This is a genomic window from Cupriavidus pinatubonensis, assembly GCF_019602855.1.
Classification (GTDB): Bacteria; Pseudomonadota; Gammaproteobacteria; order Burkholderiales; family Burkholderiaceae; genus Cupriavidus; species Cupriavidus pinatubonensis.
In genome coordinates this window covers 1997852-2019700 of the sequence record NZ_CP080766.1, presented here as the reverse complement: position 1 = coordinate 2019700, position 21849 = coordinate 1997852, and the positions used below count along the sequence as shown (strand labels likewise).

Sequence of the window (21849 nt, the reverse complement as noted above, 5' to 3'; positions counted from 1 at the left end):
AGGGGCCCCGTCTCGCCGGGCGCCCGGGATGCCGGGCCAGTATAGCGGAACGGGGTTGGCCAGCCGGCTGCGTCGCATGCGCCACGCCAGCGCGGCAATCGGGCGCCAGCCGGTATACTCGCGGCTCGAGCCCTGTCCCGAGCACTCCATGCTGACTTCGCTGCTGACCCGCCTCGTCAGGCTCGCCACGACCCGCGCCTGGCTGGTGATCGTGGCGGCCCTGCTGCTCACCGCTGCCAGCGGCGTCTATGTGGCACGACACTTCGCCATCACTACGGACATCAACCGGCTGCTCGAATCCGATGCGCCGTGGGCCAGGCGCGATGCGGCCATCGGCGAGGCCTTTCCGCAACGCGGGCAGATGATCCTGGCCGTGGTGCAGGCGCCGGCGTCGGAACTGGCCGATGCCGCCGCCAATGAACTGGCCGACGCGCTGCGCAAGCACCCCGAGCATTTCCGCTCGGTCAGCCAGCCCGGCGCAGGCGATTTCTTCTCCCGCAACGGCTTGCTGTTCGCGCGCACCGAGGAAGTCGGTCAGGTTACCCAACAGCTCGTCCAAGCGCGCCCGCTGCTCAACCAGCTTGCGCACGACCCTACCCTGCGCGGGCTCTCCGACACGCTATCGAGCATGCTGGGCCTGCCGCTGACGATGGGCCAGGTCAAGCTGGCCGATATGGACGCCTTGCTCGGCGCCAGCGCCGGCGCGCTCGAACAGGTGCTGGCCGGCAAGCCGGCCGCCATGTCATGGGCGGCCCTGCTCGACGACAGCCAGAAGCCCGACAAGGAAGGCCGCGTCTTCAGCTTCATCGCGGTCAGCCCCGTGCTCGACTACAGCGACCTGCAGGCAGGCGCCGCCGCGGCCGACGCCATCCGCGCCACGGCCGCGGACCTGAAACTGTCGCAGCGATACCAGGCCAGCGTGCGCCTGACCGGGCCGCAGCCGCTGGCCGACGACGAGTTCGCCTCCGTCAGCGAAGGCGCCGCACTCAATGGCCTGCTCACGGTGCTGGTCGTCGTGCTGATCCTGTGGATGGCCTTGCGTTCGAAGCGGCTGATTCTGGCCGTGCTGGCCAGCCTGCTCACGGGCTTGCTGATCACGGCGGCACTGGGCCTCGCCATGGTCGGTGCGCTCAATATGATCTCCGTGGCCTTCGCGGTGCTGTTCGTCGGACTAGGCGTCGACTTCGGCATCCAGTTCGGGGTGCGCTATCGCGCCGAGCGCCATGACCGTGGCCATATCGCCGAAGCGCTGGAACATGCCGCGCAGGGCACCGCGATGCCATTGACGCTGGCGGCCGCGGCAACTGCCGCCGCATTCTTTTGTTTCCTGCCCACCGATTTCCGCGGCGTGGCAGAGCTTGGGCAGATTGCCGGTGTCGGCATGATGGTGGCGTTCCTCACGACCTTCACGATGCTGCCCGCGCTGATCCAGGTCATGCAGCCGCGCGGCGAAGCCGAGGCACCCGGCTTTGCCTGGCTGGCGCCCGCCGATGCGTTCTTCGAGCGCAACCGCAGGCCGGTGCTGCTGCTCACCTGCGCGGCGATCCTGCTCGGATCACCGGTGCTGCTGCGCCTGCGCTTCGACTTCGATCCGCTGCATCTCAAGGATCCGCATTCGGAATCGATGGCTACGCTGCTCGCGCTCAAGGATGCGCCCGAGGCAGGCACCGACGATGTCACCGTGCTGGCACCGTCGCTGGCAGCTGCCAAGGATATTGCTGCGCGCGTCTCGCCGCTCCCCGAAGTGGCGCGCGTCGTCACGTTGCAGACATTCATCCCCGAGGACCAGCCCGCCAAGCTCGCAGCCATCGAAACCGCCCGCACGGCGCTGATGCCCGTGCTCACGCAGCAGACTGCCTCTCCCGCCACCGACATGGCGCGCGTCAATGCGCTGCGCAATGCCTCGCGCCAGCTCGCCATCGCGGCCGACGAACATCCCGAAACCGGCGCGGCCCAGGCAGCGCGGCTGGCCAAGGTGCTGAAACGGCTCGCCGACGCGGATGCCGCCACGCGCGACCGCGCCGAACTGGCCATCGCCCTGCCGCTGCGCCTGGCGCTGGGCCGCCTGCGCCTGATGCTGGAGCCGCGGCCCGTCACGCAGCAAACGCTGCCGCCCGCGATCGTGCGCGACTGGCTCACCCCCGACGGCCGCGCGCTCGTCAGCATCACGCCCCGGCTGCCGCAGCACGAGGGCATCGAACGAGAAGCCGCGCTCAATCTGTTCATGGACGCCGTACTGCGCGTGGAGCCCAATGCAACGGGTGGCCCGATTGCGATCCGCGGCTCGGCCGACACGATCATGGGCGCCTTCGCGCAAGCCGGTGCCTGGGCCGTGCTATCCATCACCATCCTGCTGTGGATTGCGCTGCGCCGCTTTGGCGACGTGCTGCGCACGCTGGTGCCGTTGCTGGTGTCAGCCATCGTCACGCTGGAGCTGTGCGCGGCGTTTGGCATTGCGCTGAACTTCGCCAACGTGATCGCGCTGCCGCTGCTGCTGGGCATCGGCGTGGCGTTCAAGATCTACTACGTGATCGCGTGGCGCCAGGGCAAGACCAAGCTGCTGCAGTCGAGCCTCACGCATGCGGTGCTCTACAGCGCCGCCACCACCGCCACGGCATTCGGCAGCCTGTGGCTGTCGCAGCATCCCGGCACCGCGAGCATGGGCAAGCTGCTGGCGCTGGCGCTGGTGTGCACGCTGGTGGGCGCCGTGTTCTTCCAGCCTATCCTGATGGGCCGGCCGCGCCAAAGCGCGCACCGGCATCCGGGGAGCGCTACGGAGTAGTCGCCCAATCGCCGTCACGCCCTCCCCGAATAGCGATAACAACCTCGAATCGACCGCTGCATCATGTTGCTCCCCCGAATTGCGCGCCAGCCCGCACGGCTGGCTTTCCTGGCGTTCGTTCCGCTGCTCGCGGCCGGCTGCGCCACGGGCCCGCAGGCCAATCCCGACGACCCGCTCGAACCGATGAACCGCGTGGTCTTCAAGGTCAACGACAAACTGGACCAGTACGTAGCCACGCCCGTCGCCAAGGGCTACAAGGCAGTCACGCCGCAGCCCGTGCGCACCGCGGTGACCAATTTCTATTCGAACATTGCGGACGTAGGCAACTTCGCCAACAACCTGCTGCAAGGCAAGGGCGTGGATGCGGCCGAAAGCCTGATGCGCGTGGCGATCAATTCGGTGCTCGGGATCGGCGGGCTGATCGACATTGCCACGCCAGCCGGCCTGCAGAAGCATTCACAGGACTTCGGGCTGACGCTGGGTACGTGGGGCGTGCCGTCCGGGCCCTATCTGGTGCTGCCTTTCTTCGGCCCGAGCTCGTTCCGGGATGGCGTGGGCTTGTACGTGAATTTCCAGCTCGACCCGACCACCTATATGGATCCGGCCTGGCGCAATTCGCTGTTTGCCATGAACGTGGTGGACGTGCGCACCAACCTGCTCGGCGCAACCGACCTGCTCTCGCTGGCGGCGCTGGACAAGTATGCGTTCGTGCGTGACGCCTACGTGCAGCGGCGACGCTACCTGCTGGATGGCGGCAGCAGCAAGCTGCCGGACTACGGCGACGACGAGGAAACGGAAGGTGCCGCCATGCCATCGTCAGCGCCGGCACCGGCATCCGGACCGGCCGCGGAGCCTGCGCTGCCTGCGGCGCCCGCCTCCGGGACACCGCAGCAATAGGACTCGGCGGCCAAACACTCAGCCGCCGATGCCGAGCAGCACCACCTCGAACGTCAGCGTGGCGTTCGGCGGGATGGTGCCCGGCACACCGCGCGCACCGTAGGCGGTAGCCGCCGGGCAGGTCAGCCTGGCCTTGCCGCCCACCTGCATGGTCTGCACGCCTTCGGTCCAGCACGGAATCACGCGGTTCAGCGGGAACGAGATCGGCTGGCCACGCTTGTACGAGCTGTCGAATTCGGTACCGTCGGCCAGCGTGCCGCGGTAGTGGACCTGGACCGTATCGGTTGCCTTCGGCGACGGCCCGGTGCCCTTGACCAGATGCTGGATCGTCATGCCGGAAGGCAGCGTCTGCGCGGCGGCCGCAGGGGCCGATGCGGCCGGTGCCGAGGCACCCGGAGCGGCCGCCATGGCGGCGCAGGCGAAGGTCATGGCGCTGAAAAGCAGGGCGATGCGTTTCATGGGAAATCCGATTGCAACGGCGTAGTGGAAAGAGCGGGCAGTGTAACCGACGCTCCGACCCTCCGACGCATGCTCCAGCGGCGCATGGTGCACCGGCTGCGCGCGCATGCGGCGTCGGCGCGGCATTCCCGGCGCGGTACGTTGCATCCTGCGAATGCCGGCCTACGATTGGTTCCACATGCACGGAGGAAGCCATGGCAACAGTCGATTCCCGCGGCCTGGAAGTGTCGACCGGCAACGCCCGCTCGCTGGAACAGTTCGACGCGGCGCTGCACCTGCTCAACGGCTACTACGGCGACCCGCTTGCCGCCATCGATGAAGCGCTGGCCGAAGCACCCGACTTCGCCATGGGCCACGCGCTGCGTGCGGGACTGATGGTGACGTCAGGCGACGGCACGGCAGAGCCGATGCTGCGCGAAAGCGTCGAGGCCGGCGAGGCGCTGCACGCCGGCGCCAATGACCGCGAGCGCCGCCATATCGCTGCGGCCCGCGCGTGGCTGGACCGTTCATTCACGCGCGCCATTGCGCTCTACGGCGACATCGCCATCGATTACCCGCGCGATCTGCTTGCCGTGCAAGTCGCGCATATTGGCGACTTCCTGCTGGGGCAGTCCAGCATGCTGCGCGACCGCATTGCCCGCGTGCTGCCGCACTGGGATGCGGAGATGCCGGGGTTCAGCTTCCTGCTCGGCATGCATGCGTTCGGCCTCGAGGAAACCCAGTTCTACGAACGTGCCGAAGACCGCGGCCGCAGTGCGCTGGACCTGAACCCGCGCGATCCGTGGGCCATCCACGCCGTGGCGCATGTCATGGAAATGCAGGGCCGGCTCGACGAAGGCATCGGCTGGCTCGGCAGTCGCCGCGAGGACTGGGCCGACGACAACATGCTGGCCGTGCACAACTGGTGGCATCTGGCGCTGTTCGAACTGGAACAAGGCGATACCGATGCGGTGCTCGCGCTCTATGACGAAAACATGTGCCGCCCCGCCCCGGCGGTTGCACTGGACCTCGTCGACGCCTCGGCGCTGCTGTGGCGCCTGCACCTGCGCGGCGTGGATGCGGGTGCGCGCTGGCAGCCGCTTGCCAGCGACTGGCAGGGGCGTGGCGCTGCCGGCTACTACGCCTTCAACGATGTCCACGCGATCATGGCCAGCCTGGGCGCCGGCCAGCCCGACGCGGCGGCGGAACTGCGCGCAGCCCTGTCCGGCGCCGCAGCCCGTACGGGAACGAACGCCATGATGTCGCGCGAGGTCGGCGTGCCGGTAGCCGATGCCTTGATCGCCTTCGAGGACGGTGACTACGCCACGGCCATCGACCTGCTGATGCCGGCGCGCCTGATCGCGAACCGCTTTGGCGGCAGCCATGCGCAGCGCGACGTCATCAACCTGACGCTCATCGAAGCCGCGCTGCGTGGCGGGCGCGCGAATCTCGCCCAGGCCCTGTGCGCCGAGCGCGCGGCGCTGAAGCCGATGAACCCGAGCCTGCGCCGCCTGATGCATCGCGCCGACGACTGCGGCCGGGGCGCGGTCAGGCACTGAGAAAGTTCGACGGCGAATCCGTGCGCTGCCGGCCTATGCCAGGAACAGGCGATAGGCCGGATTGGCGCTTTCCTCCCAGTACGGGTAGCCGAGCGCGGCCAGCACCGCGTCGCTGCGCTGTGCAGCCGCCTCGGGCATCTGGATGCCGACAAGCACAGACGCAGCGTCACCGCCATCATTGCGGTAATGGAAGAGGCTGATGTTCCAGTCGGCCGGCAGCGCGCGCAGAAAGGTCATCAACGCGCCGGGCCGCTCGGGGAATGCAAAGCGGAACAGTCTCTCGCCGCCAGCGAGTACGGAGCGGCCGCCCACCATATGCCGCAGGTGCTGCTTGGCCAGTTCGTCGCCGGTCAGGTTGACCGTGGCAAAGCCTTGCGCGCTGAAGGTGCCGGCAATCTGCGCAGCCTCGGTACGATCCCGCACGCGCATGCCGACAAACACGTGCGCGGTTTGCGCATCGGCAATGCGGTAGCTGAACTCTGTGATGCTGCGGCTGCCGGCGAGATCGCAGAAGCGCAGGAAAGTGCCGCGCGCCTCGGGCATCGTCACCGCGAACACGGCTTCGCGCGCATCGCCAATTTCCGCGCGCTCGGCGACGAAGCGCATGCGCTCGAAGTTGACGTTGGCGCCCGACGTCACCGCCACCAGCGTCCGGCCCTGCAGGCCATGCTGTTGCGCGTATTGCTTGGCGGCGGCAACGGCCAGCGCACCGGCGGGTTCGAGCACGCTGCGTGTGTCCTCGAACACATCCTTGATGGCGGCGCACACGGCATCCGTGCTGACCGTCATGACATCATCGAGATACGCCCGGCATAGACGGAAGGTTTCCTCGCCGACCAGCTTCACCGCGGTGCCATCCGAGAACAGGCCCACATCGCCGAGTTCCACGCGCCGTCCCGCGCGCAGCGACTGCGCCATCGCGCATGAGTCCTGCGTCTGCACGCCGATCACGCGGATTTCGGGGCGCACTGCCTTCACGTACGTGGCGATGCCCGCAGCAAGGCTGCCGCCCCCGACAGGCACGAAAATGGCGTCGAGCGGCCCGCGATGGCGCGCCAGGATCTCCGCGCCCACGGTGCCCTGGCCCGCGATCACGTCGGGATCGTCGAAGGCCGGGATGAAGGTCAGGCCAAGCTGCTGCTGCAGATGCATTGCGTGGCGCCAGGCATCGGTATAGGACGCACCGGCCTGGACCACTTCGACCGTGGGGCCGCCATGCGCACGCACGGCATCGACCTTGACCTGCGGCGCCGTCGTCGGCACCACGATCACCGCGCGCACGCCAAGGTGCCGGGCCGACAGCGCCACGCCCTGCGCGTGGTTTCCCGCCGATGCAGTGATCACGCCGCGCTGCAGTGCCTGCGCATCCAGATTGGCCATCTTGTTGTAGGCGCCGCGGATCTTGAACGAGAACACCGGCTGGTTGTCCTCGCGCTTGAGCCAGATTGCGTTGCCGGTGCGCGCGGACAGGTTGCGCGCCAGCTCGAGCTCGGTCTCGCGCGCGACGTCGTAGACGCGCGCATTCAGGATGCGCCTGAGGTAACTGTTCTGGTCGGCAACGTCCGGCGCATGGACATCGCGATATTCGGTGGCAAGATCTGCGGCTTGTGCCGGCATGGCGGGGCTCCTGTGCTGAATGTGTGCCCAGGAGACGGAAACAAAAAACCCGCCTCAGGGCGGGTTTTGCGGTAACTGATCTGAGGACGCGCGCTAACCCACCATTCCAGGAATGGTGATAATAATCAGCGCGATGTCGTTGTGACGGCGGTCCATGGACGAAAGCTTGTCGGACCCGGGGCGATTTGTCAATCTTCTGATTGACAATGGATGTGGCCCGCGTCAGGTGGCGCGGGCCGGCAGGAGACTCAGGTAATAACGTTGAAGACCAGGCCCAGCGCAATCGCTGCGCCGATCGTTTCCACTGCTGCCAGCGCGATGAGGTTCTTCACAATGAAGGCGTCTTCCTGCTTGGTCACCATGGTGTAGTCTCCGTAGGGATCTAAGTCCGACCGGATTGCGATGGGCCTGCACTGCAGCCCGATCTTTCATCCAGCCACGTCTTGTGCGCGGTTCCAGTAGACTCCAACGTCCTCGCCGGGGCTAGCTGGCACAAACCCGAATATTGCGACGACGCGATTGGGCAGAGAGTATGGAGTTGCCGAGAGTCGCTACAAGTTGCCGCGGAACGTGCGGCATCAAGAAATTGCCGGAAAGGCCGTAACTGTATGACGCGGGCTTTCGCCTGCTTTTGCCCCGCACCGTATTTCCGACCGGCATGGAACCCATATCATTCGAATTTGTTTCCGTCGAGGAAGCGAAACAAATCCTAGACGGCGCGCCGCCCACGCAGGTCGAACCGGACTGGCCCACGTTGCGGCGGCCCGTACCGCCCGACTCGCTGGCGCTGAACATCACGGCGATGCGCTGGCTCATGTCGCTGCCGCCTGAAGCCCGGCCCATGGAACTGTGTCGGCGCTATCCGCGCATCGGCAACCAGCTCGCTGCGTTGTGGCCGCATCCCACTGCGATCCGCGCCTATCTGGAAGACCTGCTGATCGACAAGCGCGGCGGGCGCCAGGGCTTTCCAGGCGGGATCGCCACGGAGCTTTCGCAGCTTCAGGAGTACCTGCTGCAGGGGCAACCCTAGCGCCACGATCGATAAATGCGAGGCTCCGCTTGCATTTTCCAGATCCTTTGATACAATGCGCAGCTCACTTGCCCAGGTGGCGGAATTGGTAGACGCACTAGGTTCAGGTCCTAGCGGTGGCAACACTGTGGAGGTTCGAGTCCTCTCCTGGGCACCAAGATTTGGAAGTTTGAAAAAGGCTTGCTTCGGCAAGCCTTTTTTCATTGGTGCGTCCGATGCGTTCGGCTCGCTACCCCCGATCGCTACCGCGCCTTCTCGTCGGGCGGACTGACCTGGTTGATTTTGGCCCCGCCGGTGCCTTTGCGCGGACTGCCGTGCAACCCCGTTGACGGCGCCTTGCCCGCGGATTCGGACGCTGGCCGCCCATGCGGCTTGCCAGGCAGGCCTGCGCCGGTCGCAGGCTCCTGCGGCGTGTCGTTCAGCCCCTTGCCGAGCCCGCCGGGATTATCCGCACCCTTGCGCGTTGCCTCGGGCGCGCTGCCCGGCGCCATGGGACCGATGATCCTGCTGTCCTTAGAACCATAGTCGGCGCGGTTTCCCGCTCCCTGCGCGAGGGCGCCTGTGCCGCAGCACAACGCCATGGCGGCGATCGCCGCGATTCCGGCATAACGCATAGTGGCTCCTTGCTCTGTGGTTGGAACGGGCGCGCGCAACCTCATTCGCAGCGATGGGCCACGGCCTCCGACACCTGCGCCGGGTCTTCATAACGCTTCTCGGGAATGGCCTCCAGCGCATCTACGATCTCGTCATCCGCGCCGCTTTCGCGCGCGGCCGACACCAGCGCGCCGCGCGTGGCAGGGTAGTCGACGCCCTTCAAAGCCTTTTGCAGCGCAATCGGGCTGGGCCTGTTGCGAGCAGACTCGTCTTTGCCTTTATCGCGTTCCGACATGATTGCCTCCATGGATTCTGCCCTTGCGGAATGCTGCCCGCGTCAGGCCGGGTACATGGACGACGGAACGCAAAGCCCATGCCGGCATGGGCATCGGCGCGGCGATGCAGCCCGTCCTCGCCAGCGCAGCGCGCCGTCATGACGAAAGAAATTGCACCGGTATGTGCGTGGATTTCAAAACCCTTCGGTGCGTTCCGGGCAACCATCACGGATCCGCATGATCGTCTGGCGCGACACGCGCAGCGTGCGCGCAAGCTCGCTGATCGATGTTCCGACACGGATCGCCGCGCGGATTTCCTCGTGCATGTCGGGTTCGAGCAAAGGCTTGCGGCCGAGCCGGGCACCGCGGCCGACGGCCTCTTGCGCGCTCTGCTTCATGCGGGCACTGCGACCTTGCCGCTCGAGATTGTCGACGGCATACAAGGTCCGCATGGTCACCGAACTCGCCGCGGCCAGGTTCTCATCGCCAACTTCCGCGCAATGCACCCGCACCCCCAGCGACCGGCAACGCTGCAGCGTGGCGATGACATCGCGCAGGTTGCAGCCCAGGCTCGCCAGCGTGGCGGTAACGATAGTGTCGCCCGCGCGAAGCCGCCGCGACATTTGCTGGAAAGCGGGCCGCTGCATCGCCGGCCCCATCACCGATGAGCGCTCCCACCAGGCATTGCCGATGTTGATGACATACCCGGCGGCATCCAGCGCCATGCATTCCTGCTCGAATTCGCTGAGGCTCCCTGCCTGATTCGTATAAAGATACGTAGTCGGCATTCCATCTCCTCGCCGCAGGCCGGCGGCACGGCACCATAGTTGTCCGAAATAACTACATTCTCGACAGCGCGTTGACATATCAGCGACAGGCAACCTTTCTTACCATCTCCCTGAAGACATGGAAAATAAATACTACGGCCGGTTGCACACACGCATGCGGCGCGGCCTCCACCGGAGACAGGATAAAGTGCCGATGACGACCCAACAATACTACGACCATACCGTCGAAGGTTTCGCCACATTGCTGTCCGACGACACCTGGCAGGCGACCGGTTGCGTGGTACGTGCCGGCGCCGTGCTGGTCGAGTCGGGCGCACTGGGGTTCTACCGGACCCGCGAACGCGCGCAAGCCCAGGGGCTTGCGTGGGCGAAAAGCTGGATCGACATGCATACCGACTCGGTGCCCGCGGAGCCAACCGAGCCCGAGAACCCCGAGGAGCCTGCCGAGGCGACGTCTTCCGCCGACGGAGATGCCACGGTGCTGTTGCGCAAAGCCCGGCCGCGCAATTCCGCGGCTGCCGACTGCGCAAGCCGGCAATTGCTCGACATCGAACGGCATATCTGGGAGGTCCGCAGCAACCTGCGCCGCCAGATCCGGTTCGCGCGCCAACTCCGCGCCGACGGCCTGCCCACCGAGTTCACTGAGATGCTGTTGCACACTCTGTGCCACACCGTGGCGTCGCTGCGCAAGCAGCGCAACCGCTTGCGCCAGCAGGTCGCCGCGGCGTCGCGAGTGCGATCGCGCAGCCGGTAATTGCGGCAACGGTGTGTGAGAGTGACACGACAACAAGGCAACGACACCGTCCGGCGCCAGGCGCCAGGCGCCTGGCCCAGACAAGGACCAGGGCCTGGCGCTCGACAGTGTCAGTCCTTGCGAAGCTGCATCAGCGTCGTAAGCAGCGTGTCCAGCACGATGGGCTTGGACACGTGCGCGTCGAATCCCGCCTCCTGGGCCGCGTCGATGTCGCGCTGCTGCCCGTAGCCACTGAGGGCCACCGCCCTCAACCCTTCCAGGCCTGGCAGCTTGCGTGCGGCGCGCAGCAACTCGAAGCCGTCCATGCCCGGCATGCCGAGGTCGGACAGCAACAGGTCCGGCGGGCTCGCCGCCATCTCCGCGAGCGCCACCTCGGCATCCGTGGCGACCTGCACCGCAGCGCCTTCGGATTCGAGCAGCATCCGGAACGTCTCGACCGTCGGCGCATCGTCGTCCACGAGCATGACGCGCAAGCCGCGCAGCAGTGACGGCGTCACCGGCGGCTCGGTGTCATCAATGCGCGAGTCGGAGCCCGACGGCAACTCGACAGTGAAGGTCGCGCCATGGCCGAGTCCCGGGGAACTCGCGGAAACCGTGCCGCCATGCAGCGTCACGATCTCCTTGACCAGCGACAGGCCGATTCCCAGGCCGCTCTGCCGCCCGCGCGCATTGGCGCCCTGGCGGAACATGTCGAAGATATGGGGCAGCACCTGCGCGTCGATGCCATGGCCGCTGTCCTTGACCACCAGCCTGGCACGATCGCCCTCGTTCTCGAGCGTGACGCGGATCTCGTCGCCCTCGCGCGTGAACTTCAGCGCATTGCTGATCAGGTTCCAGACCACCTGCTCGATGCGGGTGACATCGGCGTTGATCCAGACCGGTGTCCCGGACAGATTGCAATGCAGCGTCAGATTCTTGCTCGCCGCATCTTCCTTCACGGCGTCGCACACGCGCTGGACGACTTCGCGCCAGTCGATCGGGTCCCGCGTGAGCGACAGTTTGCCGGTACGCATGCGCGACATGTCGAGCAGGTCGTCGATAATCTGAGCCTGGTTCTGCACGGTACGCCGGATCGTCGCGGTCGCCCGCGCAATGACCGGATTGCGCCGCGCCTCGGCCGAGCGCGCGATCAGCTCGCTGCTCGCGCTGATCAGGTTCAGCGGATGCTTGAGTTCGTGCGACACCACCGCCAGGAACTCGTCGCGCCGCATGTGATCGTCGTCCTGCCGCCAGGTCGGGTCGTTGCGCGGCGCGCCTTGCGGCAGCACTTCGTCAAGGTCGCGCGCGATCTTCGCGTAACCGCTGATGCCGGCGGTATCCAGCCGCGATAGCACGCCACTCGAACGGAAGCGGGTGCCGTCCTTGCGCAGGTGCCAGCGGTCTTCCTCGACGCGCCCGTACTTGCGCGCCTGTGCCATTTCCTCCGCCGGTACGCGTTGTTCGCGGTCCTCGGGCGTGAACAGGACGTCGGCCGTCCTGCCAAGCATTTCGGACTCGTCATAACCGAATATCCGGTGTGCACCGACGTTCCAGCTCGTCACGCCGCCGTCGTCGTCAAACGTGATGATGGCGTAGTCGCGCGTGCTTTCGGCCACGATGCGCATGCGCAGCTCGCCGTCGCGCAGCCGTTCCTCCGCGGCGCGCCGCGACGTGATATCGATGAACGACAGCACGGCGCCATCGATGCGGTCTTCAGTGGTCCGGTACGGCAGCAACCGGGCCAGGTACCAGCGGCCATCGCTGCTGCGTACTTCGCGCTCGATCAGCCGCAGCGAATCGAACGCCTCGGCGGCGTCGTCCGACAGCTTGTCGTATTCCAGCCGATGCGTGATGTCGAGCAGCGAGCGGCCGATATCCGACGGGATGATGCTGAACACGTCCGTAGCCCTCGGCGTATAGCGCTTGATGCGAATATTGCGGTCGACAAAGATCGTACCGATGTCGTTCGCCGTGATCAGGTTCTGCAGGTCGTCGTTGATCTTGCCGGTCTCTTCGACCTTCGACTTGAGCTCCGCATTGACCGTCGTGAGTTCTTCGTTGATCGATTGCAGCTCTTCCTTGCTGGTTTCCAGCTCTTCCGTGGCCGAGCGCAGTTCCTCGTTGATGGCCTGCAACTCCTCGTTCGAAGCCTTGAGCTCTTCCGTCGACGTCTCCGACTGCTCAATGGTGGCCTGCAGCTGCTCCTTGGTACGCTGCAGCTCGCCTTCGAGCTGGCTGACCATCGGGTCGCGCTGGGGTCTCACGGCAGCCGCATCGGCCTCCGCCATGCTGTCCTCGACCTCGTCGAACAGGATCAGCACAAAGTCCGCATTGGCCTCCACGTCATGGACGGGCCGCGCAATCATGTTCACGAAGAAACGCCGGCCGTCGCGCTCAAGCTGGACGCGGCGCGCCTCCACGCTGTGGTTGGTCTGCAGCGCCTGGAATATTGCCGTGCGCAACTCCAGGCGCAGTTCGGGACGCACCGTCGCGATGATGTTATGCGACGGCTCGCCGCCCACATATTGCAGGAAGCGCCCGGCACGGTCCGACAGATGGACGATATCGGAATCGCGGCTGACCAGCACGCTGGGCGGCGCATGCTGTTCGATCACGCGCTGGTGCAGGTCGCCAAACGAGAACTTGCGGCGGCCCAGTTGCGGCGTGATTGTCATCGGCAGGCTGGATGCAATGGCGGTTGGCGCATGGGGCGTGGGCGCTTCCACGCGTACCGCAACGTTGGCCCGGTAGATGCGGGCCTTCTTGTCGACCACGCTGAACAGGTTGCCGACGCTGTCCGCGGCCTCCGAGCCGCCCAGAAACAGGATGCCGCCCGGACGCAATGCGAAATGGAAGGTGCGCAGCACGTCGAGCTGCGCCTCGCGGTCGAGGTAGATCGGCAGGTTGCGGCAGCACACCATGTCGAGCCGCGAGAACGGCGGGTCGCGCAGCACGTTGTGCAACGCGAACAGGACGTGTTCGCGAAGTTCCTTCTTGACGCGGTAGTGGCCGGCGTCGCGCGTCATGAACTGGCGCACGCGCCCGGCGTCGACGTCGGCGAGGATCGACTCGGGATACAGCCCTGCGCGTGCGTGGGCAATCGCGCGCTCGTCGATATCCGTCGCGAACACCTGATATTGCACGGCTTCCGCCGTGTTACCGGTGGCCTCCTGCAGCAACATGGCGATGGAGTACGCCTCTTCACCGGTCGCGCAGCCCGCGCTCCAGACGCGGATGGGGTCGCCTTCCGTACGCCGGTTTTCGATGATCTGCGGGAGCACTTCATTGCGCAGCGCGTCGAATGCCTCGCGGTCGCGGAAGAAGTTGGTCACGCTGATCAGCATGTCCTGCAGCAGCAGCGGCGTTTCCTCGGGGTGCCCATGCAGGAAATCACGGTACTCGGACAGCTCGCTGAGTCCGTTCACCTGCATGCGCCGTTCGATGCGGCGCAGGACCGTCGCGCGCTTGTACTGGCGGAAGTCATGCGAGGTACGTGTGCGCAGGATCACCATGATCTCGCGCAGGATGTGCTCGGTATCGGCCGTACCCGCCAGGCTGCCGGCCGCTTCGTCGTCCGACGGCAGGTGGATGCGGTTCGCGTTCGACCACAGCTCCATCAGCTTCTGCGGCATCTCGGGCACCGGCAGGACGATGTCGACCTGGCCGGTACTGACCGCCGCGCGCGGCATGCTCGAAAACGCGGCCTCTTCCGGCTGCTGGGCAAGCACGATGCCGCCCAGCTCCTTCACGCGCGTAATGCCGACCGAACCGTCCGCGCCCGCCCCGGACAGCACAATGGCGGCCGCGCGTTCGCGGTGCGCCTCGGCCAGCGACCGGAAGAACAGGTCGATAGCCGCGCGGTGCGTATCGCGCCCGGCTTCGGGTTCGACCCTGAGGCAGCTGTCCACCATCGACAGCGTCATGGACGGCGCAATCACGTAGACATGGTTCGCCTCGATGGTGGTGACTTCGGTCACCTGCGTCACCGGCATGGAGGTAACCGCGCTGAGCACTTCCGCCAGGTGGCTGGCATGATCGGGCGCGAGATGCACGACGATCACATAGGCGGCGCCGGTACGCCCCGGCAACGTCTCGAAAAACGTCTTGAGCGCTTCAATCCCACCGGCGGACGCACCAATGCCGACGACGGGAAAAGTGAGTTGACTAGGGAGCGATTTCACTCGGGATGGAGCCATCGTGGTGCTTGCATTCTGAAGATCAGAGTAAGACAAAGATGTTACTACGCAACCTCCTTGCCAGGACAATGGAATGCGGCGGTACGGGCATACCGGTATGTCATCACTTGATATTCCCTGCCTGCAGTTGCCGGCAGCGCCGGTGTTGTCACGAATCTTGCGTGGCACACATGGAATCTGTCGTGCACTCTAGCGCCTCGAACAGCGTCCGCTGCCGTTTTCGACCTATTGCCGCAGCAACGGCAGGCGCTTCATCGGCCAGAACGCCTCCGCGCAAGGATTAGTATGGACTCCCGACCCCCTTCCGGCGCTATCGAACGCAACGGCCCCAAGTTCCTCGCGCGAGATCTGCCCGTGCGCGTCGCGCGTGATGCGCACGAGTTCCTGGCGCGCACGCGTGCCGACCGGGGCGATCAGGGTGCCGCCCGGCGCCAGTTGACCGCTATGCCAACGCCAGCGTGGTGGTGCTCGGCGAAGCATCGCACGGGACGGCCGAGTTCTACCGGGCGCGGGCAAGGCTGACGCAGCGACTCATTGCCGAGCATGGCTTCACCGTGGTCGCGGTCGAGGCGGACTGGCCCGACGCCGCCGCCATCGACCACTACGGCACGCCTGCTGGAGGCGTGGGGGCCGAAGTGCCGGGCCGTGGTGTGGGCGCACAACTCCCATATCGGCGATGCGTCGGCAACGGTCATGGGCGCCGAGCACAACCAGCTCAACCTCGGTCAGCTGTGCCGCGAGGCCATGGGCAACCGCGCCGCGCTGATCGGCCTCGATACCTATACGGGCACGGTGGCCGCCGCATCGCGCTGGGACGGCCCAATGCAGGTCAAGCAAGTCTTGCCGGCCCGCACCGACAGTTATGAGCATATGGCCCACGCGGCAGGACTGCCGCGCGCGTTCGTTGACCTGCGCGACGGCGTCGCGGGCACCGGCGCCACCCTGCGCGAGGCCCTGCTGCAACCGCTGCGTGAACGCTTCATCGGCGTGATCTACCAGCCCGAAACCGAACTGCAGAGCCACTACATGCACGCCGTGCTGCCGCGCCAGTTCGTCGGATGGCTCTGGCTGGACACGACCACCGCGGTGCATCCGCTCGGTGCGCCGCCGCAGACGGCCTCGGCCGGCGACATGCCAGATACCTATCCGTTCGGCCTGTGACGACGCGACCTCTGCAACATTTGTGGCGTCTGCAACCTCATTACCGACAGTTGTAGTTTCTTCCGCACGTTGCGCAGGGCGGCGCCCGCGCATGCCGCGTCGCTGCGTTCCCCCGCGACACGCGGCGACCGGGCATGCGGGTTGCTCCACGAGGGGACCCGCAACCGATCGGAGACTGCAAATGGATCGCAACCTCAACTCGAATCAAGGCGCTGCCATCGTGGGCGGCGGCGTCGGCGAAGGCCCGGGCCCGGAAGTCATGGCGGCGTCGAGCCTTGATGACACCAAGGTCTACTCCTCCGACGACCAGCACGTCGGCGAAATCAAGGAGATCATGATCGACGTCCCGCGCGGCCGCGTGGCCTACGCGGTGCTCACCACCGGCGGCTTCCTCGGCATGGGCGATACGCTGCACGCGATTCCGTGGAGCGCACTGGTGATGGACACCGACGCGAAGTGTTTCCGCATTGGCCTGACCGCCGACCGCATCAAGAATTCGCCGGGGTTCAACAAGGACAGCTGGCCAAGCATGGCAGACGCGCAATGGGGCACCGACGTGCACCGATACTATGAACGCGAGCCGTACTGGGTAGGCTCTTCGCCGGTTCTCTGAGGACCTGGCATCCGAACCGGGCAGCCGTTCCACCGACGGCTGCCCGGGCGTGCATTCCTGGTGATGACGCTTGCAAGATGTACATCACCGGACCACCCGGCGTACGGGAGCCTGGGCGCCATACGGTGCGCCACGGTGCGCGGCACGAAGCTTGCACAGGCTTCGCATCCCGCCCGCGGCCACAACAGGAGACTCCCCGTGACCCTTACCCGCTTTCCCAAACACCTGATCGCCATCGCCCTGGCCTCTGTGCTCGTGCCTGCCGCCTATGCCGCCCCCTCTGCTTCCGATACCGATTTCATGAAGAAGGCCGCGCAGGCCGGCACCATGGAAATCGAGGCCAGCAAGCTGGCCCAGCAGAAGGCCAGTGACAGCGCCGTGAAGGATTTTGCCGCGCAGATGGTGAAAGACCACGAAGCCGCGGCCAATGAGCTCAAGCAGCTTGCCAGCCGCAAGAACGTGACATTGCCGAGCGCACCGGACGCCTCGGACCGCGCCACGCTTGAAGCGCTCAAGGGGCTCAGCGGTGCCGCGTTCGACCGCCGCTACGCCGACACGGTGGGCGTGCAGGCGCATATGCAGGCCGTCGACCTGTTCCGTGGCGCCTCGCAGACCGCGAGCGACACCGACGTCAAATCGTTCGCGTCGAAAACGCTGCCAACGCTGGAACACCACCTGGACATGGCGCGCAACCTGGCCGCGAAGACCAAGTAGGTCGCATACACCCCGCACTGCCGCGCGGTTTCCGTTGTCAGACGACCCGCGGAAACCGCGCGGCATCATGCCGTCGCCGCCTTCGACTTGTCCAGGTCAGTCTTCAGTGGGCAGGCAATGCGCTAGCGCCGAGGAGAAAGGCAAGCTTCGGTGCCGGATGCCGCCGTGACGCGGCGATCGTCCGGATGCAGGCAGGAAGGCGTGGACTACTGGAGGGTTTCGTTCCCGGCGCATTCGTCGCCGAGGCCCTGGATCAGCAATACGGACTCGTTTTGCAGCGCAAGCTTGACCCCAGCTGCGATCGCGGCGCTGCGGCATGCGAAGGTTTCGCTCTTCGTCGTCTTGCCATTGGCCGTCATGGCCACTGCCCACAGCATGCCTCTTACCGGGATTACCTTTACGACACCGTCCGCCATGATTCACTCCTCGAGGCGAAACCGGCTCCGGTCTGTCTGGCACGGCAGGAACTGTCCATATGTCGCATATGTCAGCAGGTGGCTGCGCGCCTGTCCGCTACCGGTTTCATAAGCTGACCATTTCGGAGCATTGTCCGTGCCATCGCGTTGTCGGCCGTTTTGCAAGGGCGAAGTCATCACCGGCTGGCAGAACAAGCTGCGCGCAGCGATCGCACTGGTGACGCCAGCGGATTTTCTGGCGGAACAGCACCGCGGCATGGCAGAGCCGGGCACTTCGGACAAGGTGGCTTCCGCACGCGAGAACCGGGCCTGAGCCGGCATGGCGCAGGACAGTGCGCTCAGACCTGAGTTTTTTCCGCCACGCCTGAGTTCAGCGCAAAGGAGCGCCATGCGCCGATGGTCCACCGCGTCCAGTGCCACGGCGCGAAGGCCATTTCGTCGTAGCCGGGCAAGCGGCCGTACAAGACTTCACGCAGGCGGGGGTCGGCCATGAATGTGGCCCGTATCCGGTAAATGGCATAAACGCGCGCCAGCAGCAGGAGGCCCGTTGCGGCGAGCGCAATGCACCATAGCTCCAACGAACTCATGTCGACTCTCCGCGCCCCGTTATCGGCCTATGGCGATAGTCTGGTAAAGCAGCAATTCGTCGCGGAAATTCCGTCGCGCCGCGTCCAGCGCGTCCGTAGCGCCACGCCGCGGCATCGTGGACCACATGGTCAGGTGGTGCACGGTGCTCCCTACGATGCCTTACTCAGCCGCGTCGAATTCAGGCGAACCTCAAGTGCCGCCAACGCGCGCTCCAGGCTTGCCACCGTCTCGGCAACCTTCAGCGATTCGGCAGCATCGGTCAGCCGCGCAGCGCGCTGCTGCTGCAGATTGATTTCGGCCTTAAGTTCACTCATGTAGCGGTCCAAAATGACAAGCTCACGGAATCTTCCTGGAGTCATGGCGGCACGCGGATTTTTCAGCTGTTGACTGGATGCTATGAAAACAAAGGGGAATCGTCAGCGGGTTCTTTATGTCCGGAACGGCACCGTTCCGGACAGGTGTGGGGATGTTTTTCCGACATATGCTTCAGATGTGCCCGGCGTCTGGCCGCCGAGCGTCGATTCCCGATGGTTGCCCGCTCGTATGAGTGGGCTTTTTTTGGTCCTGGCGCTGGCGAAACAGCGGCGCCTGCCACGAGCGCTAAGTCCCTCCCAGCAAACTCTGCGGCGCATGCCAAGAACGACAAACGCCGCCTCATCCAGGCTAATGCCTTTCGGTTAGCCACTGTCGTTCCCGCGCAGGCGGGGACCCAGTGACTTTATTCCCGAAGGGGACGTGAAAGACGCTGGATTCCCGCCTGCGCGGGAATGACAGGCACGTCTTAGGGCCTTAACTGAACGGCATTGCGTCATGCAGATTCCATTCACCTCTTGGCCACCACCACCCTCCCCGCAGATTGCCCCCCACCCTTATGCCCCGCAGCCGCCGCCGCGGCCGCATTGGCCACCTGGGTCTCCGCCAACTCGATCGCTTGCTTCGTCGACTGCTGCATCGATTCGCACAACGACGCACCGGACGTCATCGCAGCCTGCCAGGCACTGAACGCCCCTTCGGATCCCGCCGGCACGTTCTGGGCGAGCTTTTCAAATATTTGCTGGACGGTCTGCTTGTTGGTTTCGTACTGAGCGGCCGCAACCTTCTGGAATTCCTCGCGTGTGGTCGCGGCGATTTCCTGCACCTGCTGGAAGAATGCCCGTGCCTTTTCGGCCGCTGGCTCTACCGCCGTTACCTGCAGCGCGAAGAACTCTTGCGGGCTCTTTGCCGCAAACGCCTGCCGCACGGTTTCCTGGTTGTCGGCAAGCGTCGCCTTCATGGTCTGCATGCTCAGCTCGGTGAGCCGCTGATAAGCATCCAGGGTCTTGGTCGTCATGCCAAACACGATATCCATGGCTGCCGCCTGTGCTGCATACATGGGTTGAAGATTGACTTCGGGCATGCTCATCTCCTTGGGGTTGATCCCCCGCGCCTAACGTGGGGGTCGGGCTGACGAAGGGCCGGCACAGGTCGGCTCCATGTCTCGGAAAGAACGAGACTAGTGAAGATCGGCGGCCAGGGATAGCACGAGTTCGATTCCACAAAGCGGGGTTTCCGGACACACGCGAATCGGCGCCCGCGGTTGACTTTGACCCATGCGCGTGCTCCGCCGCGTCCTACCTACTGCGCGCAAGGTCACCGTCCGGAGTGTTGGATCGTCGCGGTAGCGCCGAGACCACGTGTTGGCCCATACCCACCATTGCAGGTGCAGCGACGTCACTTTCCCCGCGTTTTAGCGCCAACCCAGCCACATTTTTCCCACCACATCCACTGGCATGCGGCGTGCGTAAAAGGGAGAGAACGCCCGTCACGTTCTGCCCTCTTCCCTTTCCATACAAGGAGTTACGACATGACCCGCAAACTCGCCTCTACGATCCTCGCTTCTGCCGTTTTTGCCGCCGCGTTCGTTGCCGGCGCTGCCCATGCCACCGACCCGCGCGACAGTCCGTTTCCCGGCGACAAGTATGGCTACAATTTCCGCACCGACGCACGCGACGTCTACGGCAACGGCGCCCGCGTGGGCCGCTATGACCCGTACACAGATGGCGCGCGCGATGTCGCCCCCGCCACGCGTGACATCGAGGACACACGCAAACTGTCCGGCATGGACCGCCGTGGTGTGTCCAGCGAGCCGTCGCGCGGTTTTGACGTGTACAGCGAGGGCTCACTGGCCGGCATGGACCGCTGCGGCGTGTCGGGCGAGCCGTCGCGCATGGTCGATGTCTACACGGACGGCAGCGTCGCCTGACCTGCCCGGCCGGGCGTACGATCCCACGGCGCCCGGCTCTCCGTGACAGTCCCCGATTCGGCGTGGACCGGCAGGCGTTCTTCCGCAAGCTCATGGTCTATCTCCCTCATTGCCCCGGTGGTGCTCTGGTTTGTCTTTGTCGTGCTGTGACCGCCGCGCGGCTAAGATAGGGGGCCCTCGTTTCCACCATTGCCCCCAATGAGAATCCGCATCGGCGAAGAGATCACCTTCCGCAAGCTCGAAGCACTGCTGGCGTTCATGGAATCCGGCAACCTGGCCAAGGCCGCCGAGATCCTGGACACCAGTACGGTCAGCGTGCACCGCGCGTTGCACTCGCTCGAAGAGGGCACGAGCTGCGCGCTGTTCCGGCATGAAGGCCGCAACCTGATCCCGACCGACGCGGCCCATGTGCTGGCTGACGCGGCGCGCGAGGTGCTCAAGGCCATGGCCGACGGCATCCGCGCCACGCGCGAGGCCGCCGGTTACCTGGCGGACCATCTCAAGATCGGCTCGCTGTATTCGCTGACGGCGCACACCGTGCCGCAGATCGTGATCGGCCTGAAGGCGAGGCGCCCGGACCTGCAGACGGAACTGGTGCTGGGCTCGAACGCGGACTTGCTGCAGATGCTCAAGCAGGGCTCGATCGACGCCACGCTGATGGCGACGCCCGAGCCGGACCCCGAGATTGAATCGATCCCGCTGTTCGAGGACGAGATATTCTTCGCCGCGCCGGCCGACTCGCCCTACGCGGCGATGCCGGCCGTCGACCTGCGCGCCTGCCAGGACGAGCCGTTCGTGTCGCTGAGCGAGGGATTCGCCACCTCCCGCGGCTTCGCGGAGGCGTTCAAGATTGCGGATTTCCAGCCGAACCTGGTCATGAAGGTCGGCGACATCTTCTCGCTGATGAACCTTGTCGGCGGCGGCGTCGGCTACACACTGCTGCCGGGCCGCGTGAAGGCCGTGCATTCGCGCAATGTGGCATTCGTGCCGCTTACGTCCGACTACGACAATATCCGGCAGACCATTGGCCTGAGCTTCCTGCGCCGGCGCGAACGCGATCCCAACCTGCTTGCGCTGGCGGCCGTGTGCCGCATGGCGATGCGGCAAGCCGAAAAGTAAGCCTCGCTTTCGCCAAGCGTAACGATCCTGCCGACCGTGTGATTGTTCCGTGCTCTCCCGCTGTTTATGGTGAAGGCCATCAGACAG

22 protein-coding genes, 1 tRNA gene and 1 pseudogene are annotated in these 21849 nt (G+C 65.5%); 13 read left to right on the top strand and 11 right to left on the bottom strand.

Going from position 1 to position 21849, the window contains the following annotated elements; all coding sequences use genetic code 11:
• The first annotated feature begins 148 nt into the window (after positions 1-148).
• Positions 149-2782 (top strand): hopanoid transporter HpnN, encoded by a 2634-nt coding sequence (gene hpnN, locus K2O51_RS09205; protein WP_220630107.1) that lies wholly within the window; start codon positions 149-151, stop codon positions 2780-2782.
• 63 nt (positions 2783-2845) lie between these two features.
• The gene (locus K2O51_RS09200; protein ID WP_245001802.1) at positions 2846-3679 is read left to right on the top strand and encodes an MlaA family lipoprotein; all 834 of its coding nucleotides are present in this window, start codon (positions 2846-2848) and stop codon (positions 3677-3679) included.
• A gap of 18 nt (positions 3680-3697) precedes the next feature.
• Here K2O51_RS09200 and K2O51_RS09195 read toward each other — a convergent pair whose 3' ends face one another.
• Positions 3698-4138 (bottom strand): FKBP-type peptidyl-prolyl cis-trans isomerase, encoded by a 441-nt coding sequence (locus tag K2O51_RS09195; RefSeq protein WP_011301021.1) that lies wholly within the window; start codon positions 4136-4138, stop codon positions 3698-3700.
• 194 nt (positions 4139-4332) lie between these two features.
• Here K2O51_RS09195 and K2O51_RS09190 point away from each other — a divergent pair, with 194 nt between their 5' ends.
• Positions 4333-5676, top strand: a complete 1344-nt coding sequence (locus tag K2O51_RS09190; RefSeq protein WP_220630106.1) for a tetratricopeptide repeat protein — start codon at positions 4333-4335, stop codon at positions 5674-5676.
• A gap of 33 nt (positions 5677-5709) precedes the next feature.
• Here the strand turns inward: K2O51_RS09190 and ilvA are convergent, their stop codons facing one another.
• Positions 5710-7293: a threonine ammonia-lyase, biosynthetic gene (gene ilvA / locus K2O51_RS09185; RefSeq protein ID WP_011301023.1), complete on the bottom strand. Its 1584-nt coding sequence runs from the start codon at positions 7291-7293 to the stop codon at positions 5710-5712.
• Positions 7294-7951: 658 nt separating this feature from the next.
• Between ilvA and K2O51_RS09180 the strand changes: the two genes are divergently transcribed.
• Both K2O51_RS09180 and K2O51_RS09175 read left to right on the top strand, forming a co-directional pair.
• Positions 7952-8323: a hypothetical protein gene (locus K2O51_RS09180; RefSeq protein ID WP_011301024.1), complete on the top strand. Its 372-nt coding sequence runs from the start codon at positions 7952-7954 to the stop codon at positions 8321-8323.
• Positions 8324-8393: 70 nt separating this feature from the next.
• Positions 8394-8480, top strand: a tRNA-Leu gene (locus K2O51_RS09175).
• A gap of 85 nt (positions 8481-8565) precedes the next feature.
• Here the strand turns inward: K2O51_RS09175 and K2O51_RS09170 are convergent.
• From K2O51_RS09170 to K2O51_RS09160, 3 genes are all read right to left on the bottom strand, one after another.
• A complete protein-coding gene (locus K2O51_RS09170) occupies positions 8566-8937 on the bottom strand; it encodes a hypothetical protein (protein ID WP_011301025.1) in 372 nt (123 codons plus the stop codon).
• A 41-nt stretch (positions 8938-8978) separates the two neighbouring features.
• Entirely contained in the window at positions 8979-9224 is a 246-nt protein-coding gene (locus tag K2O51_RS09165) for a DUF2795 domain-containing protein (RefSeq protein WP_245001801.1), read from the bottom strand.
• 162 nt (positions 9225-9386) lie between these two features.
• Positions 9387-9980, bottom strand: coding sequence for a recombinase family protein (locus K2O51_RS09160; protein WP_011301027.1), 594 nt, complete (start codon positions 9978-9980; stop codon positions 9387-9389).
• 193 nt (positions 9981-10173) lie between these two features.
• Here K2O51_RS09160 and K2O51_RS09155 point away from each other — a divergent pair, with 193 nt between their 5' ends.
• Positions 10174-10734 (top strand): hypothetical protein, encoded by a 561-nt coding sequence (locus K2O51_RS09155; protein ID WP_220630105.1) that lies wholly within the window; start codon positions 10174-10176, stop codon positions 10732-10734.
• Between the two features lie 110 nt (positions 10735-10844).
• On the opposite strand, the gene K2O51_RS09150 is transcribed toward K2O51_RS09155, so the two are convergent.
• Together K2O51_RS09150 and K2O51_RS35755 are read right to left on the bottom strand one after the other, a co-directional pair.
• The gene (locus tag K2O51_RS09150) at positions 10845-14909 is read right to left on the bottom strand and encodes a CheR family methyltransferase (protein ID WP_220630104.1); all 4065 of its coding nucleotides are present in this window, start codon (positions 14907-14909) and stop codon (positions 10845-10847) included.
• Between the two features lie 225 nt (positions 14910-15134).
• Positions 15135-15389 (bottom strand): hypothetical protein, encoded by a 255-nt coding sequence (locus K2O51_RS35755; RefSeq protein WP_166487095.1) that lies wholly within the window; start codon positions 15387-15389, stop codon positions 15135-15137.
• Between K2O51_RS35755 and K2O51_RS35750 the strand changes: the two are divergent.
• The 4 genes and pseudogenes from K2O51_RS35750 to K2O51_RS09130 form a co-directional block, all read left to right on the top strand.
• Positions 15368-15484 (top strand): annotated as a pseudogene (locus K2O51_RS35750) (hypothetical protein); the annotation flags it as partial. The gene K2O51_RS35755 and the pseudogene K2O51_RS35750 sit on opposite strands and share 22 nt — an antisense overlap.
• Complete coding sequence (locus K2O51_RS09140; protein WP_425332965.1) at positions 15453-16070, top strand: erythromycin esterase family protein; 618 nt, start codon at positions 15453-15455, stop codon at positions 16068-16070. The pseudogene K2O51_RS35750 and the gene K2O51_RS09140, both read left to right, overlap by 32 nt.
• A gap of 181 nt (positions 16071-16251) precedes the next feature.
• Positions 16252-16683: a PRC-barrel domain-containing protein gene (locus K2O51_RS09135; RefSeq protein WP_041680273.1), complete on the top strand. Its 432-nt coding sequence runs from the start codon at positions 16252-16254 to the stop codon at positions 16681-16683.
• Positions 16684-16881: 198 nt separating this feature from the next.
• Positions 16882-17397: a DUF4142 domain-containing protein gene (locus K2O51_RS09130; protein ID WP_041680274.1), complete on the top strand. Its 516-nt coding sequence runs from the start codon at positions 16882-16884 to the stop codon at positions 17395-17397.
• A gap of 206 nt (positions 17398-17603) precedes the next feature.
• On the opposite strand, the gene K2O51_RS09125 is transcribed toward K2O51_RS09130, so the two are convergent.
• The gene (locus tag K2O51_RS09125; RefSeq protein WP_140953305.1) at positions 17604-17813 is read right to left on the bottom strand and encodes a DUF2188 domain-containing protein; all 210 of its coding nucleotides are present in this window, start codon (positions 17811-17813) and stop codon (positions 17604-17606) included.
• 136 nt (positions 17814-17949) lie between these two features.
• On the opposite strand from K2O51_RS09125, the gene K2O51_RS09120 reads away from it, so the two are divergent.
• Complete coding sequence (locus tag K2O51_RS09120) at positions 17950-18126, top strand: hypothetical protein (protein WP_166487061.1); 177 nt, start codon at positions 17950-17952, stop codon at positions 18124-18126.
• A 25-nt stretch (positions 18127-18151) separates the two neighbouring features.
• Here K2O51_RS09120 and K2O51_RS09115 read toward each other — a convergent pair whose 3' ends face one another.
• From K2O51_RS09115 to K2O51_RS09105, 3 genes are all read right to left on the bottom strand, one after another.
• A complete protein-coding gene (locus K2O51_RS09115; RefSeq protein WP_011301035.1) occupies positions 18152-18400 on the bottom strand; it encodes a hypothetical protein in 249 nt (82 codons plus the stop codon).
• 150 nt (positions 18401-18550) lie between these two features.
• Positions 18551-18715 (bottom strand): hypothetical protein, encoded by a 165-nt coding sequence (locus K2O51_RS09110; RefSeq protein WP_166487096.1) that lies wholly within the window; start codon positions 18713-18715, stop codon positions 18551-18553.
• Positions 18716-19224: 509 nt separating this feature from the next.
• Positions 19225-19797, bottom strand: coding sequence for a phasin family protein (locus K2O51_RS09105; RefSeq protein WP_220630103.1), 573 nt, complete (start codon positions 19795-19797; stop codon positions 19225-19227).
• 447 nt (positions 19798-20244) lie between these two features.
• On the opposite strand from K2O51_RS09105, the gene K2O51_RS09100 reads away from it, so the two are divergent.
• Positions 20245-20643, top strand: a complete 399-nt coding sequence (locus tag K2O51_RS09100; RefSeq protein WP_220630102.1) for a hypothetical protein — start codon at positions 20245-20247, stop codon at positions 20641-20643.
• Between the two features lie 198 nt (positions 20644-20841).
• Positions 20842-21762 carry a LysR family transcriptional regulator gene (locus tag K2O51_RS09095; protein WP_011301038.1) on the top strand — a complete coding sequence of 307 codons (921 nt, stop codon included), beginning with the start codon at positions 20842-20844 and terminating at the stop codon, positions 21760-21762.
• The last annotated feature ends 87 nt before the right edge of the window (positions 21763-21849 follow it).

Excerpts from the sequence above, each read along its gene's own strand:
- K2O51_RS09190 (WP_220630106.1), top strand. The coding sequence starts at position 4,333 with ATGGCAACAGTCGATTCCCGCGGCCTGGAAGTGTCGACCGGCAACGCC.
- ilvA (WP_011301023.1), bottom strand. The coding sequence starts at position 7,293 with ATGCCGGCACAAGCCGCAGATCTTGCCACCGAATATCGCGATGTCCAT.
- K2O51_RS09135 (WP_041680273.1), top strand. The coding sequence starts at position 16,252 with ATGGATCGCAACCTCAACTCGAATCAAGGCGCTGCCATCGTGGGCGGC.
- K2O51_RS09165 (WP_245001801.1), bottom strand. The coding sequence starts at position 9,224 with ATGGAGGCAATCATGTCGGAACGCGATAAAGGCAAAGACGAGTCTGCT.
- K2O51_RS09155 (WP_220630105.1), top strand. The coding sequence starts at position 10,174 with ATGACGACCCAACAATACTACGACCATACCGTCGAAGGTTTCGCCACA.
- hpnN (WP_220630107.1), top strand. The coding sequence starts at position 149 with ATGCTGACTTCGCTGCTGACCCGCCTCGTCAGGCTCGCCACGACCCGC.
- K2O51_RS09170 (WP_011301025.1), bottom strand. The coding sequence starts at position 8,937 with ATGCGTTATGCCGGAATCGCGGCGATCGCCGCCATGGCGTTGTGCTGC.
- K2O51_RS09125 (WP_140953305.1), bottom strand. The coding sequence starts at position 17,813 with ATGGCGGACGGTGTCGTAAAGGTAATCCCGGTAAGAGGCATGCTGTGG.
- K2O51_RS09180 (WP_011301024.1), top strand. The coding sequence starts at position 7,952 with ATGGAACCCATATCATTCGAATTTGTTTCCGTCGAGGAAGCGAAACAA.
- K2O51_RS09100 (WP_220630102.1), top strand. The coding sequence starts at position 20,245 with ATGACCCGCAAACTCGCCTCTACGATCCTCGCTTCTGCCGTTTTTGCC.
- K2O51_RS09105 (WP_220630103.1), bottom strand. The coding sequence starts at position 19,797 with ATGCCCGAAGTCAATCTTCAACCCATGTATGCAGCACAGGCGGCAGCC.
- K2O51_RS09110 (WP_166487096.1), bottom strand. The coding sequence starts at position 18,715 with ATGAGTGAACTTAAGGCCGAAATCAATCTGCAGCAGCAGCGCGCTGCG.
- K2O51_RS09115 (WP_011301035.1), bottom strand. The coding sequence starts at position 18,400 with ATGAGTTCGTTGGAGCTATGGTGCATTGCGCTCGCCGCAACGGGCCTC.
- K2O51_RS09095 (WP_011301038.1), top strand. The coding sequence starts at position 20,842 with ATGAGAATCCGCATCGGCGAAGAGATCACCTTCCGCAAGCTCGAAGCA.
- K2O51_RS09200 (WP_245001802.1), top strand. The coding sequence starts at position 2,846 with ATGTTGCTCCCCCGAATTGCGCGCCAGCCCGCACGGCTGGCTTTCCTG.
- K2O51_RS09150 (WP_220630104.1), bottom strand. The coding sequence starts at position 14,909 with ATGGCTCCATCCCGAGTGAAATCGCTCCCTAGTCAACTCACTTTTCCC.
- K2O51_RS35755 (WP_166487095.1), bottom strand. The coding sequence starts at position 15,389 with ATGCTTCGCCGAGCACCACCACGCTGGCGTTGGCATAGCGGTCAACTG.
- K2O51_RS09160 (WP_011301027.1), bottom strand. The coding sequence starts at position 9,980 with ATGCCGACTACGTATCTTTATACGAATCAGGCAGGGAGCCTCAGCGAA.
- K2O51_RS09195 (WP_011301021.1), bottom strand. The coding sequence starts at position 4,138 with ATGAAACGCATCGCCCTGCTTTTCAGCGCCATGACCTTCGCCTGCGCC.
- K2O51_RS09140 (WP_425332965.1), top strand. The coding sequence starts at position 15,453 with ATGGCTTCACCGTGGTCGCGGTCGAGGCGGACTGGCCCGACGCCGCCG.